General features: G+C 71.2%; 11 protein-coding genes. 9 read left to right on the forward strand and 2 right to left on the reverse strand.

Annotation, left to right across the window (positions count from 1 at the left end; translation table 11 throughout):
• The first annotated feature begins 8 nt into the window (after positions 1–8).
• Positions 9–2,663: a RelA/SpoT family protein gene (locus Pme01_RS19490; RefSeq protein WP_373315497.1), complete on the forward strand. Its 2,655-nt coding sequence runs from the start codon at positions 9–11 to the stop codon at positions 2,661–2,663.
• A 144-nt stretch (positions 2,664–2,807) separates the two neighbouring features.
• Here the strand turns inward: Pme01_RS19490 and Pme01_RS19495 are convergent, their stop codons facing one another.
• Both Pme01_RS19495 and Pme01_RS19500 read right to left on the reverse strand, forming a co-directional pair.
• A complete protein-coding gene (locus tag Pme01_RS19495) occupies positions 2,808–3,593 on the reverse strand; it encodes a peptidylprolyl isomerase (protein ID WP_168116717.1) in 786 nt (261 codons plus the stop codon).
• A gap of 115 nt (positions 3,594–3,708) precedes the next feature.
• On the reverse strand, positions 3,709–4,566 hold the full coding sequence (locus Pme01_RS19500) for a peptidylprolyl isomerase (protein WP_168116643.1): 858 nt from the start codon (positions 4,564–4,566) through the stop codon (positions 3,709–3,711).
• A gap of 192 nt (positions 4,567–4,758) precedes the next feature.
• Here Pme01_RS19500 and Pme01_RS19505 point away from each other — a divergent pair, with 192 nt between their 5' ends.
• The 8 genes from Pme01_RS19505 to Pme01_RS19540 all read left to right on the forward strand — a co-directional run bounded on the left by Pme01_RS19505 (position 4,759) and on the right by Pme01_RS19540 (position 13,233).
• The gene (locus Pme01_RS19505; protein WP_168116644.1) at positions 4,759–5,445 is read left to right on the forward strand and encodes an MBL fold metallo-hydrolase; all 687 of its coding nucleotides are present in this window, start codon (positions 4,759–4,761) and stop codon (positions 5,443–5,445) included.
• Between the two features lie 8 nt (positions 5,446–5,453).
• Positions 5,454–6,776, forward strand: coding sequence for a histidine--tRNA ligase (gene hisS / locus Pme01_RS19510; protein WP_168116645.1), 1,323 nt, complete (start codon positions 5,454–5,456; stop codon positions 6,774–6,776).
• A 117-nt stretch (positions 6,777–6,893) separates the two neighbouring features.
• Positions 6,894–7,031, forward strand: a complete 138-nt coding sequence (locus Pme01_RS19515; RefSeq protein WP_168116646.1) for a hypothetical protein — start codon at positions 6,894–6,896, stop codon at positions 7,029–7,031.
• Complete coding sequence (locus Pme01_RS19520; protein ID WP_168116647.1) at positions 7,028–7,786, forward strand: STAS domain-containing protein; 759 nt, start codon at positions 7,028–7,030, stop codon at positions 7,784–7,786. The genes Pme01_RS19515 and Pme01_RS19520 overlap by 4 nt, the downstream gene beginning before the upstream one ends.
• Positions 7,787–7,899: 113 nt before the next feature.
• Complete coding sequence (aspS, locus tag Pme01_RS19525; RefSeq protein ID WP_168116648.1) at positions 7,900–9,786, forward strand: aspartate--tRNA ligase; 1,887 nt, start codon at positions 7,900–7,902, stop codon at positions 9,784–9,786.
• Positions 9,787–9,898: 112 nt separating this feature from the next.
• The gene (locus Pme01_RS19530; RefSeq protein ID WP_168116649.1) at positions 9,899–11,116 is read left to right on the forward strand and encodes an acyltransferase family protein; all 1,218 of its coding nucleotides are present in this window, start codon (positions 9,899–9,901) and stop codon (positions 11,114–11,116) included.
• 10 nt (positions 11,117–11,126) lie between these two features.
• Positions 11,127–12,578 (forward strand): replication-associated recombination protein A, encoded by a 1,452-nt coding sequence (locus Pme01_RS19535; RefSeq protein ID WP_239088335.1) that lies wholly within the window; start codon positions 11,127–11,129, stop codon positions 12,576–12,578.
• 193 nt (positions 12,579–12,771) lie between these two features.
• Positions 12,772–13,233: a DUF948 domain-containing protein gene (locus tag Pme01_RS19540; RefSeq protein ID WP_168116719.1), complete on the forward strand. Its 462-nt coding sequence runs from the start codon at positions 12,772–12,774 to the stop codon at positions 13,231–13,233.
• Positions 13,234–13,238: the final 5 nt, after the last annotated feature.

The following is a 13,238-nucleotide window of genomic DNA, read 5'->3' on the forward strand; positions in this document are numbered from 1 at the left end:
AGCGGCGTGTGTCAGGCGATATCGCGCCTCCCGTGGAGGGCACAGTCAAGCCGATGAACCCGGCGCGCGGGGGATCCGGAGACGGGGTGACCGGCGAGCCGACCAACGGTCAGCCGAGCGCCGCCGATGGGTCGCGGCCGGTCGCCCCCGACGCCGCTGCCGGCGGTCCGGAACCGACCACCGGAGTCGTGCTGCCGTTCCGCGCCGCCGAGGGCGGCACCGGGACGCCGGCCGGCCGCCCGTCGCCGGGTTCCCGGCCGTCACCGGCCGCTCGACCGTCGCCCACCCCGGCCGCCCGGTCGGCGCCCACGCCCCCGACCCCGGCCACCCGGCCGGCGCCGCCGTCGACACCGTCCGGCGCCGGCGGATCCACCGCCGCGTCCGGGGGCCAGGGGTTCACGTTCGCCAGCGCGCCCACCGGCCGGCGGGTACGGGCCCGACTCGCGCGGTTCAACGCCCCCTGGCAGACGCAGACCGTCAGCGAGGCCCTCGAACCGCTGATCGCCAATCACCGGGCCAGCCACCCGAAGGCCGACATCCAGGTGCTCCAGCGCGCCTACGACACCGCCGCGCGCTGGCACAACGGGCAGTACCGCAAGTCCGGCGACCCCTACATCACCCACCCGCTCGCGGTCGCCGGGATCCTGGCCGAGCTGGGCATGGACACGACCACCCTGGTCGCCGCGCTGCTGCACGACACGATCGAGGACACCGCCTACACGCTCGACCAGATGCGCGCCGACTTCGGCGGTGAGGTCACGCTGCTCGTCGACGGCGTCACCAAGCTCGACAAGGTCAAGCTGGGCGACGCGGCCAAGGCCGAGACCATCCGCAAGATGGTGGTCGCGATGGCCAAGGACCCTCGGGTGCTGGTCATCAAGCTGGCCGACCGACTGCACAACATGCGTACCCTGACCTTCCTGCCCAGCACCAAGCAGGAGCAGAAGGCCAAGGAGACGCTCGAGATCCTCGCGCCGCTGGCCCACCGGCTCGGTATGAACACGATCAAGTGGGAGCTCGAGGACCTGTCGTTCAAGACGCTGTTCCCCAAGCGCTTCGAGGAGATCAACCGGCTCATCGGCGACCACGCACCGCAGCGGGAGGCGCTGCTGCGGCAGGTCACCCAGAAGGTCGCGATCGACCTCAAGTCGGCGAAGATCAAGGCCGAGGTCAACGGGCGGCCGAAGCACCTGTACTCGGTCTACCAGAAGATGATCGTGCGGGGCCGCGAGTTCGCCGACATCTACGACCTCGTCGGCGTCCGCATCCTCGTCGACACCGTCCGCGACTGCTACGCGGCCCTCGGTGTGATCCACGCGAACTGGCAGCCCGTTCCGGGCCGGTTCAAGGACTACATCGCGATGCCGAAGTTCAACATGTACCAGTCGCTGCACACCACCGTGATCGGTCCGACCGGCAAGCCGGTGGAGATGCAGATCCGCACGTACGCGATGCATCGCACCGCCGAGTACGGCATCGCCGCGCACTGGCGGTACAAGGAGACCAAGGGCGCCACGATCGCCGGCCCGCCGGCGCACATCGACGAGATGACCTGGCTGCGCCAGTTGCTGGACTGGCAGCGCGAGGCGAGCGACCCGAGCGAGTTCCTCGACGCGCTGCGCTTCGACCTGTCCAGCCAGGAGGTGTACGTCTTCACGCCGAAGGGCGACGTGATCGCGTTGCCGACCGGCTCCACCCCGGTCGACTTCGCGTACGCGGTGCACACCGAGGTCGGGCACAAGTGCATCGGGGCGCGGGTCAACGGCAAGCTGGTGCCACTGGAGAGCACGCTGTCCAACGGCGACGTCATCGAGATCTTCACCTCGAAGTCGGACACCGCCAGCCCCACCCAGGACTGGCTCGGCTTCGTCAAGAGCCCCCGCGCGCGTACCAAGATCCGGCAGTACTTCAACAAGGAGCGGCGCGAGGAGGCGATCGAACTCGGCAAGGAGGCGATCGTCAAGGCCATGCGCAAGCAGGGCCTGCCGCTGCAACGGCTGCTGACCACCGACGCGCTGCTCACGATCGCCCGTGACCTGCACCTGGCAGACGTCGCCTCGCTGTACGCGGCGGTGGGGGAGAGCCAGGTCTCGGCGCAGTCGGTGGTGCAGAAGCTCGTCGCCGGGTACGGCGGCGAGGAGGGGGCGGTCGAGGACATCGCCGAGACGGCGCTGCCGACCCGGCCCACCCGCCACCCCGGCGCCACCGCCGACCCCGGGGTGGTCGTCAAGGGCGCCGACGACGTCTGGATCAAGCTGGCGCGCTGCTGCACGCCGGTACCGGGGGACAAGGTGTTCGGCTTCGTCACCCGCTCCGGCGGCGTGAGCGTGCACCGGGAGGACTGCGCGAACGCGGGCGACCTGCAGGCCCAGGAGGAGCGGATCCTCGACGTGGCGTGGAAGCCGACGTCGGCCTCGACATTCCTGGTCGCGATCCAGGTCGAGGCGCTCGACCGGCACAAGCTGCTCGCCGACATCACCAAGTCGCTGTCCGAGGAGAAGGTCAACATCCTCTCGGCGACGGTGACCACCACCCGGGACCGGGTGGCGGTCAGCCGGTTCAGCTTCGAGATGGCCGACCCGAAGCACCTCGGGCACCTGCTCGCCGCGGTGCGGCGCGTCGACGGCGTCTACGACGCCTACCGGGTCACGTCCGGGGCCTAAATTCCTCGGCGCATGGGTCGGACATCGGTCCGGCCACCGTGCGTGCGCGAATCGGCGTGGAAAGCGGCTCGGAAGGGCATCGCGCTCAAAGCGGCCGGTGGGTGGAATCCTCCACCCACCGGCCGCTTTTCCGTACGGTGTGGATCAGCCCTTGTTCGGGGCGCCGACGGTGACCGAGAGGAACTTGAACTCCGTCTTCGGGCGACCGCCGCCGGGCTGCGGCTCGTACGCGCCGTCGTCGCCGCCGGCCGCCACCTTCTCGATGATGTCCATGCCCTCCACGACCTTGCCCCACAGGCTGTAGTCCGGAGACAGGCGCTGGCTGTCCACGTCGTTGAACAGGAAGAAGAACTGGCTGCCGTTGGTGTCCGGGCCGCTGTTCGCCATGGCGACCGAGCCCTTCGGGTACGCGGGGCGGCGGTCGGTCGGCAGGTTCTCGTTGGCGAACCGGTACGTCGGGCCGCCGGTACCCTGGCCGCCCGGGTCGCCGCACTGGAGGGCGCTGATGCCGGCGACGAGGCGGTGGCACGACGAGTTGTCGAGGAAGTGCTTGCTCGCCAGGTGGGCGAAGCTCGCGGCGGTGCAGGGCGCCTTCGCCAGGTCCATCTCGATCTTGACGACGCCGAGGTTGGTGTTGATCGTCATCGTCTGGGTACCGGACCGGGGCTCACCGGACGCCGGCGGCGTGCCGACGTCCTTGACGCCCGCCGGCAGTGCCTGCGTGGGCGCGCTGGGATCGACCGCGGAGTTCCACTTGCACGAGGTGGGCGAGGACGAGGCCGAGGCGGCGGTGTTGTTGGTCTTCTTGTCGCTGCCGGTGAGGGTCACCAGCAGGACGACGCCGACGAGCACGACCACGACGGCCAGGCCGGCACCGATCATCGCCTGCAGCCGGCGGCGCCGCTGGGCGGACTCGGCGCGCAGCGTCATCTCGCGCTCCAGCCTCGCGCGCGCGGCCGCGCGCTGTTGCCGGTCCCGGTTGGATGTCACGGTCTCTCCCTGCGATGAACGTACGGGTGGTGTGGTCAGTGGGTGCCGGGCAAGGTCACGCCGACGGTGCTGGCGAGGCCGGCGATGCCGGGGCGGGCGCCGGCCCGTTCGTGACGGTCAGGCTCTGGATCGTCACCTCGGTCTTGGGCTCGCCGTCGGTCGCGCTGGTCTTCGGGTTGACCCCGGCGGCCGCGATCTTCTGGACGAGGTCCAGACCCTTGGTGACCTTGCCGAAGACGGTGTACTTGGCCTCCAGCGACGAGCCGTCCTTGTACACGATGAAGAACTGGCTGCCGTTGGTGTCCGGACCGTTGTTGGCCATCGCCAGGGTGCCGGCGGGGTAGAGATTGGTGCTGGGCGGGGTGCCCGGGGACGCCGACGGCTCGGGCTGGGGCGTCGGCAGTTTCTCGTCCGGGAACTTGTAGGCCGGGCCGCCGGTACCGGTGGCCGACGGGTCGCCGCACTGCAGCACGTAGATGCCGTCAGTGGTCAGGCGGTGGCACTTGGTGTTGTTGAAGAACTGCTTGCCGGCCAGGTGCGCGAAGCTGGCGGCGGTGCAGGGCGCCCCGGCCCGGTCGAGTTCGGCCTCGACCACGCCCTGGTTCGTGGTGATCGTCATCGTGGCGGTGCCGGTCTTGGCGATCCCGGTCGTCGGCGGCTTGCCGACGTCTTTGACGGTGCCCTCGGCCGGTACCGGGGTCCAGGCGCAGTCCTCGGCGACGGTGGCCTTCTTGCTGCTGTCGAAGCCGCCGACGGCCCACACGATGCCGACCACGACCGCGACGACCGCGAGCCCGGCGGCGACCGAGGCCTGGATCTGACGGCGTCGACGCGCGGCCACGGCGCGGCGGGCGATCTGGCGCTCGACCTTGGCGCGGGCCAGCGCGCGCTGCCGGGACTTGCTTGGAGGCACCGGACGCTCCTTTTCGGGACTGTCGACAACGGGTGAGGCACGCGCCACACGCCCGCCAGAGTGTACGGGGCCACGCGGGTCGCAGGTCAATCCGGCAGGGCGCCCTGGGCAGATATCCGCTCGTCGGCGCGGTTAGGCTCGGATGGCTGCGCCGTTACGCTCAGCGGAAAGTACGCACGGAGGGTCGAGAGCTTGCTGGTTGCCGGATTTCCCGCCCAGGCGTTCGGGACGAACTGCTACGTCGTCGCGCCGGGCGTGGGGGAGCAGTGTGTGGTGGTCGACCCGGGCATCGGGGTCATCGACCAGCTCGACGCCGTGCTCGCCGAGCACCGCCTGCACCCGGCCGCGGTGCTGCTGACCCACGGGCACCTCGACCACACGTTCTCGGTGACGCCGGTCTGCGGTACGCGGGGGATCACGGCCTACATCCACCCGTCCGACCGCGAGCTGCTCGCCGACCCGACCAAGGGCCTGTCGATGGACATGACCGCGCTCTTCGGCGGCCGGCTGCCGTGGACCGAGCCCGACGACGTCGCGGAGCTGCCCGACGGTGGCACGATCAGCATCGCGGGCCTTTCGATCACGGTCGACCACGCGCCCGGCCATACCGGCGGGTCGGTGCTGTTCCGGATGCCGGGTGACGACGTGCCGCTGTGCTTCAGCGGTGACGTGCTGTTCGCCGGCTCCATCGGGCGCACCGACCTGCCGGGCGGCGACTCCGCGGCGATGATGGCGAGCCTTCGCGACAAGGTGCTGCCACTCGCCGACGAGACCGTCGTCCTGCCCGGCCACGGGCCCGAGACGACCATCGGCCGCGAGCGCGCGACCAACCCGTACCTGCGGGAAGCGGGCGCGGCCTTTCCCACCAGAGGCTGGTAGAGACTTTCATGACCCGTCCCAAGCCGATCAGTGGCTTCCCCGAGTGGATGCCGCCGCAGCGCACGATCGAGCAGTACGTCGTCGACCGCATCCGGAACACCTTCGAGCTCTACGGGTTCGCGCCGCTGGAGACCCGCGCGGTCGAGCCCCTCGACCAGCTCCTGCGCAAGGGCGAGACCTCCAAAGAGGTGTATGTGCTGCGCCGGCTGCAGGCCGAGGAGGGCGCGACCGACGACGACTCGCTCGGGCTGCACTTCGACCTCACCGTCCCGTTTGCCCGGTTCGTCCTTGAGAACGCCGGCAAGCTCCAGTTCCCGTTCCGGCGGTACCAGATCCAGAAGGTCTGGCGCGGCGAGCGGCCCCAGGAGGGCCGCTACCGGGAGTTCCTCCAGGCCGACATCGACGTCGTCGACCGGGACACCCTGCCGTTCCACTACGAGGCCGAGATGCCCCTGGTGGTCGCGGACGCGCTGGGTGGCCTGCCGATCCCGCCGATCCGCATCCAGGTCAACAACCGCAAGGTCTGCGAGGGCTTCTACCGCGGCGTCGGAATCGGCGACCCGGAGGCGGCCCTGCGGGCGGTGGACAAGCTCGACAAGATCGGGCCCGACCGGGTCGCGGAGCTGCTGGTCGAGACCGCCGGTGCGACCCAGGCACAGGCCAAGGCCGCGCTGGCGCTGGCCGAGATCTCGGCGACCGACGCCTCCTTCGCCGACGCGGTACGCGCCCTCGGCGTGGAGGATCCGCTGCTGGACGAGGGCCTGGCCGAGCTCGTCCGGGTCGTCGAGACGGCCAACGAGGTCGCGCCGGGCCTGGTGATCGCGGATTTGAAGATCGCTCGCGGCCTCGACTACTACACCGGCACGGTCTACGAGACCCAGCTGCGCGGGTACGAGCGGTTCGGCTCGATCTGCTCCGGCGGCCGGTACGACAACCTCGCGTCGACCGGTACCGAGCGCTTCCCCGGCGTCGGCATCTCGATCGGCGTCTCCCGGATGCTCGGCCTGCTCTTCGGGCACGACGCGCTGACGATCAGCCGGTCGGTACCGACGTGTGTGCTGGTCGCCGTGCCCACCGAGGACGACCGGCCGGCCTGCGACCGCACCGCCCGCGCGCTGCGGTCGCGAGGCGTCCCGACCGAGGTGGCGCCGACCGCCGCCAAGTACGGCAAGCAGATCAAGTACGCCGAGCGGCGGGGCATCCCGTACGTCTGGTTCCCCGGCGAGCCCGACACGGTCAAGGACATCCGCTCCGGTGAGCAGGTCGAGGCGGACGCGGCGACGTGGCAGCCGCCCGCCGAGGACCTGCGCCCGGTGGTGAGCGGTGCTTGATTGCCGGTAGGGCGCGGTGTTTCCTGGGTACATCCAGCAGTCGAGCCCGATGAGCCGGCCGTCGCCCCCGCGTCCGGCTCCCGGGCTACCACCCGATCCGAGCCGGGTAGGAGCGCGATGTCCCACGTCGATCCCGCCGCCGTCGGCGCATCCGCCGGCGGCGGGACCGCGAGCGTGCTGAACGGTGAGATCGGTCCGCCGCCGGGGGAGACGTCGAGGGAGACCGGGGCGTCGGCGGGACTGGACACCCGGTGACCCTGACCTGGGACATCGAGACCGATCCGCCGGTGGCGGTGATCTGGCTCATCGGCGAACTGGACGTGGAGACCGCGCCCGAGGTACGGCTCGCGGTGGCGACCGCACTGGCGGCGCAGCCGGCCGCGGTGGTGGTGGAGCTGTCGATGGTCACCGCGGCCGACGACGTCGTTCTCACCGTCTTCAGCGCACTGGCGCGGTCGGCGGTGGAGTGGCCGGGCTGCCCGGTGGTGCTCAGCGGGCCGACCGGTGAGGTCGCTGCCGGGCTGGAGCAGATGTCGATCAACCGGTCGGTCCCCGTACACCCGGACCGGGCACGCGCGCTCGCCGCGCTGGAGGGGGTGCCGGCGCCCCGCCGGTTCCTCCGGCGGCTGCCCGCCTCGCCCTCGGTCGCGGGGCCGGCCGCCCGCGCGACGGTCGCCGCGGCCTGCGAGGCGTGGCAGCTGACGCACGTCACGGACCGGGCCGAACTGCTGGTCACCGAGCTGATCAGCAATGCGATCCTGCACGCGAAGACCGAGATAGAATTGCTTGTCGCGCTGCGCGAGCCGTACCTGCACATCTCGGTGGTCGACGGCAGTAGCGCGCCACCCCGGCTCATGTCGGCCGACCCGACCGAGGTCCTGGGTGGTCGCGGGCTGATCCTCGTCGACGCGTTCGCGACGAAATGGGGGTTCCTGCCCACCCGGGACGGCAAGGTGGTGTGGGCCATGCTTCGTCTCGATTCGCCCCGCTACGGTGGGACGTCGCCCTGATGGGGTTGTGGCATCCTCCCGGTCCGCCGGTTGAGAGAATGCCGTTGGAACCCTGTGCCGTTTGAGCCAAACTGGGCCCGCACCCCGGGCCAGGCCATGAAGGAGAAGTACCCGTGATCCGTACCCATGAAGCCGGCACGCTGCGCGCCGCCGACGCCGGCACGACCGTGACGCTCGCCGGGTGGGTCGCCCGCCGGCGCGATCACGGCGGGGTGATCTTCGTGGATCTGCGGGACGCCTCCGGCACCACCCAGGTCGTGTTCCGAGGAGCGGAAGCGACCGAGGACCAGGAGCACGGTCGAGGAGCGGACGCGGCCGAAGGCCGCGGGCTCAGTCGGGAAGAGATTGGCGGCCTGAGCGAAGCTCACGCCCTGCGCAACGAGTTCTGCGTCCTGGTGACCGGCGAGGTGTCGCGCCGGCCGGCCGGCAACGAGAACCCCGAGCTGCCCACCGGCGAGATCGAGGTCACCGCGACCAACCTGGAGATCCTGTCCGAGGCGGCCCCGCTGCCGCTGCCCGTCGACGACAACGTCGAGGCCAGCGACGACATCAGGCTCAAGCACCGGTACCTGGACCTGCGCCGCAGCGGCCCGGCACGGGCGCTGCGCCTGCGCTCGAAGGCCAACCAGATCGCGCGCCGGGTGCTGCACGACCGCGACTTCTTCGAGATCGAGACGCCGACGCTGACCCGCTCCACCCCGGAGGGTGCCCGCGACTTCCTGGTGCCGGTGCGCCTGCAGCCCGGTTCCTGGTACGCGCTGCCGCAGTCGCCGCAGCTGTTCAAGCAGCTGCTGATGGTCGGCGGCATGGAGCGGTACTACCAGATCGCCCGCTGCTACCGCGACGAGGACTTCCGCGCCGACCGGCAGCCGGAGTTCACCCAGCTCGACATCGAGATGTCGTTCGTGACCCAGGACGACGTGATCGCGCTCGGCGAGGAGATCGTCTCCAACCTCTGGCGCGAGCTGGCAGACCACGAGATCACCACGCCGATCCCGCGGATCACCTGGCACGAGGCGATGGACAGGTACGGCTCCGACAAGCCCGACCTGCGGTACGGCCTCGAGCTGACCGAGCTGACCGACTACCTGCGCGGCACCGAGTTCCGGGTGTTCGCCGGCGCCATCGACGCGGGCGGGTACGTCGGCGCCGTGGTCATGCCCGGCGGCGCGTCGCAGTCCCGCAAGGAGCTGGACGGCTGGCAGGACTGGGCGAAGGCGCGCGGCGCGCGCGGCCTGGCCTACGTCGTGCTCGACGAGCAGACCGGCGAGGCGCGCGGGCCGGTCGCCAAGAACCTCTCGGCCGAGCACCTCGCCGGCCTGGCCGAGGCGGTCCAGGCCAAGCCCGGTGACGCGGTCTTCTTCGCCGCGTCGCCGTTCCGGCGCGAGGCGCAGGAGCTGCTGGGCGCCGCCCGGCAGGAGATCGCCCGCCGTACCGGCGTGATCGACCCCGACGCCTGGGCGTTCTGCTGGGTGGTCGACGCCCCGATGTTCGAGCGCACCGACGACGGTGGCTGGACCGCGGTGCACCACCCGTTCACCTCGCCCAACGCGGAGTGGATCGACCGGTTCGAGGACGCGCCCGACCAGGCGCTGGCGTACGCGTACGACATCGTCTGCAACGGCAACGAGATCGGCGGCGGTTCCGTGCGTATCCACCGCGCCGACGTCCAGCGCCGGGTGTTCGCGCTGCTCGGCATCACGCCGGACGAGGCCGACGAGAAGTTCGGCTTCCTGCTGGAGGCGTTCAAGTACGGGCCGCCGCCGCACGCCGGCATCGCGTTCGGCTGGGACCGGGTGACCATGCTGCTGGCCGGCGCCGACTCGATCCGCGAGGTCATCGCGTTCCCGAAGACCCGGGGCGGGTACGACCCGCTGACCAGTGCCCCGACGCCGATCACGCCGCAGCAGCGGGCCGAGGCGGGCGTGGACGCCAAGCCGAAGACGCCGGCGATCCCGGGTACCTCCGGGATCGCGGTTCCGGTCGAGCACAGCCGCTGACGTCGCCGAAGTCGTGGTCTCCCGAGCCTCGGGAGACCACGACTTCGTTGTTTCGCGGCAATGGTGACGCCGGCCGCGTGCCCGGAGATCGTGGCATGCCATGATGTCGCCCGTGGTTGTCTCCGCCGGTCAGTTCGACGCTCCCCAGGCAGCGACGCCCCCGCTGGGGACGCCCCCGCGTCTGCCCGCGCAGCCGGCCGCCGGGGAGTCCTCGCCCGGCGGTCGGACCGGTGGCCGGCTGGCGGTCCTCGACGGGCTGCGCCTGGTCGCGGCGCTCGCGGTCGTGACGTACCACTACACGTACCACGCGCCGCGCACCTGGGGAGCGCCGTCCACGGAGGTCTTCAGCAGGACGTCACTGGTCACCGGGTACGGCTGGCTCGGCGTCGAGCTGTTCTTCGTGATCAGCGGCTTCGTGATCTGCATGAGCGCCTGGGGCCGGGGCCTGGGCCGGTTCTTCGTGTCGCGGGTGGTGCGGCTGTATCCGGCGTACTGGTTCGCGGTCCTCGCCACCACCGCCGTGGTCGCCGCGGTCATGGTCGGGCATCCCCGGCCGAGCGGGACCGACCTGCTGGTCAACCTGACCATGTTGCAGCGGCCGATGGGCGTGCCGGAGATCGACGGGGTGTACTGGACGCTCTGGGAGGAGCTGCGCTTCTACCTGCTGTTCGCGATCGTGATCTGGCGCGGGCTGACCTACCGCAGGGCGGTGCTGTTCTGCCTGCTGTGGACGGTCGCGTCGGTCGTGGTCAGCGGTTCGCCGCACGCGGTCCTCCACCTCGTCGTGGGCGACGAGTTCTCGCCGTTCTTCATCGCCGGCATCGCGTTCTACCTGATGCACCGCTTCCGCCCCACCATCCTGCTGTGGGGCATCGTCGGGGTGTCCTGGGCGCTGGGCCTGAAGCGGGTCTACCCCACCGCCGAGTACGTCGCGCGGTCCGGCGACCGCCCCCACCTGTGGCTGGGCGTGGTCCTGGTGGTCACCGGCATCTTCGCGGTCATGGCCGCGATCTCCCTCGGGTGGTTGAACTGGATCCGCGGCGGATGGTTGACCATCGCAGGCGCCCTGACGTACCCGCTCTACCTGCTGCACCAGGAGATCGGGTACGTGGTGATCGTACGGCTGCACGACCGGGTGCCGAAGTGGCCGCTGCTGATCGGGCTGCTCGCCGCGATGCTGCTGGCCGCCTGGCTGGTGCACCGCTTGGTGGAGCGCCCGCTGGCGCCGCGGCTGAAGCGCGCCCTGACCGCCGCCATGGCTGACGCCGCCACCGCCGACACCGCCGCAGGCGGCACCGCAGTGGATCAGCAGCCGCGACGCTCCGGGTAACCTCGTCGCGGTGGACGACACGGGACTATTCGAACTCGGCGGGGGGCAGCCCCGCGCCGGTGGCGGCGACGCGACGGCGGGCGAGACGTTCGCCGCGCCGCTCCAGGACGCGCCGCTGGCGGTCCGCATGCGTCCCCGTACCCTCGATGAGCTGGTCGGCCAGGACCACCTGCTGACGCCGGGCGCACCGCTGCGCCGCCTGGTCGAGGGCGACTCGCCGATGTCGGTGGTCCTGTGGGGGCCGCCCGGCTGTGGCAAGACCACGATCGCCCACCTGGTCGCGGGCGCGACCGACCGCCGGTTCGTGGCCATGTCCGCGCTGTCGGCCGGGGTCAAGGACGTGCGCGCCGTGATCGACACCGCGCGCCGGACCCGTCGCTCCGGCGGCGCGCAGACCGTGCTCTTCATCGACGAGGTGCACCGCTTCTCCAAAACCCAGCAGGATTCGCTGCTCGCGGCGGTGGAGGACCGTACCGTCACGCTGCTGGCCGCGACCACCGAGAACCCGTACTTCTCGGTGATCTCGCCGCTGCTGTCCCGCTGCGTGCTGCTCACGCTGCAACCCCTCGACGACGATGCGGTGCGGCTGCTGCTGCGGCGCGCCGTCACCGACGAGCGCGGCCTGGGCGGCGCGGTCACCCTCGCGGCCGACGCGGAAGATCACCTCGTCCGCTTGGCGGGCGGTGACACCCGGAAGGCCCTGACCGCGCTCGAGGCGGCCGCCGGCGGCGCGCAGGCGCAGGGCGCGGCCGAGATCGACCTGGCGACCGCGGAGAAGGCGGTCGACGTGGCGGCGCTGCGCTACGACCGGGCCGGCGACGAGCACTACGATGTGGTGAGCGCGTTCATCAAGAGCATGCGCGGCTCCGACGTCGACGCCGCGCTGCACTGGCTGGCCCGCATGCTGGTCGCGGGGGAGGATGCCCGGTTCATCGCCCGCCGCATGGTGATTTTCGCGAGCGAGGACGTGGGGATGGCCGACCCGATGGCGCTGGTGGTGGCGAACGCCGCAGCAGCCGCCGTCGAGTACGTGGGCCTGCCCGAGGTGCAGCTCAACCTCGCCCAGGCGGTGATCCACCTGGCCACCGCGCCGAAGTCGAACGCGGTCACGACGGCGATCTTCGCGGCGATGGGCGACGTGCGGTCCGGTACCGGCGGTCCGGTGCCGCGCCACCTGCGCGACGCGCACTACCAGGGTTCGAAGGGGCTCGGCCACGGGGTCGGGTACGCGTACCCGCACGACGACGCGCGCGGGGTGGTGGCCCAGCAGTACCCGCCGGACGGGGTGGTGGGTCGCGACTACTACCGGCCCACCAGCCACGGCGCCGAGCGCCCGGTCGCGGAGCGGCTGGCCAGGCTGCGCCGGATCGTCCGCGCCGGGGCGGCCGGATCGGCACCGGAAGGGCGGTCGGCACCGGAAGGGCGGTCGACCCCGGGAAAACCACCGTCGGAAAAGAGTTAGGGCGGTAATCGGCTGGGTCTCACGATGGTGGGACCGTGGCCGAGGTGGTCGAGCGACCGGAGCGAATCGGGTGGATCGGCGCCGAATGCGAAACGGCGAGTCGGACAGTCGCGACGCGACCGGTCGATACCGACGGTAGGGTCTTGCGGAGTTGGCGGATGTACAGGTGTGCCCGAAGGAGGAAGTCGTGCAGATGCATGGCTGGGAGATAGCGCTGCTGATCGTTTCCGGCGCGTTCGCGTTGCTCGTCATCGCGCTGATCGTGCCGATCCTGCGATTGCGGCACACCGTCGACGCGGCGACCAGGACGCTCCGTGACGTCGCCGACGCCACCGGGCCGCTGCTTCGCAACGTCAACGAGACGGTCGAGAACGTCAACACCGCTCTGGGCCAGGCGCAGACGTCGCTCGACGGCGTCAACGTGCAGCTCGCGCGGCTGGACAACATCACCGACAACATCCAGCACGTCAGCGCGAACGTCGCCAACCTGTCGACCGTGGTCACCGCGGCCGCGGCCAACCCGCTGGTGAAGGTCGCCGCCTTCGGGTACGGCGTCCGTAACGCCGCCGCCAGGCGGCGCCGCTCCGACGAGGAGTCCGAGGTGCGCGACGAGCTCAAGCGCCGCCGGCGCCGGCCCCGCCCGTTCGGCGCCTGAGGAGG

It is taken from the genome of Planosporangium mesophilum (assembly GCF_016863255.1).
Lineage (GTDB): Bacteria > Actinomycetota > Actinomycetes > Mycobacteriales > Micromonosporaceae > Planosporangium > Planosporangium mesophilum.

Bases quoted from the DNA above. Each gene is read 5' to 3' on its own strand.
- Pme01_RS19495 (WP_168116717.1), bottom strand. From the start codon at position 3,593: ATGACGCTGCGCGCCGAGTCCGCCCAGCGGCGCCGCCGGCTGCAGGCG.
- hisS (WP_168116645.1), top strand. From the start codon at position 5,454: ATGACCCGTCCCAAGCCGATCAGTGGCTTCCCCGAGTGGATGCCGCCG.
- Pme01_RS19515 (WP_168116646.1), top strand. From the start codon at position 6,894: ATGTCCCACGTCGATCCCGCCGCCGTCGGCGCATCCGCCGGCGGCGGG.
- Pme01_RS19540 (WP_168116719.1), top strand. From the start codon at position 12,772: ATGCATGGCTGGGAGATAGCGCTGCTGATCGTTTCCGGCGCGTTCGCG.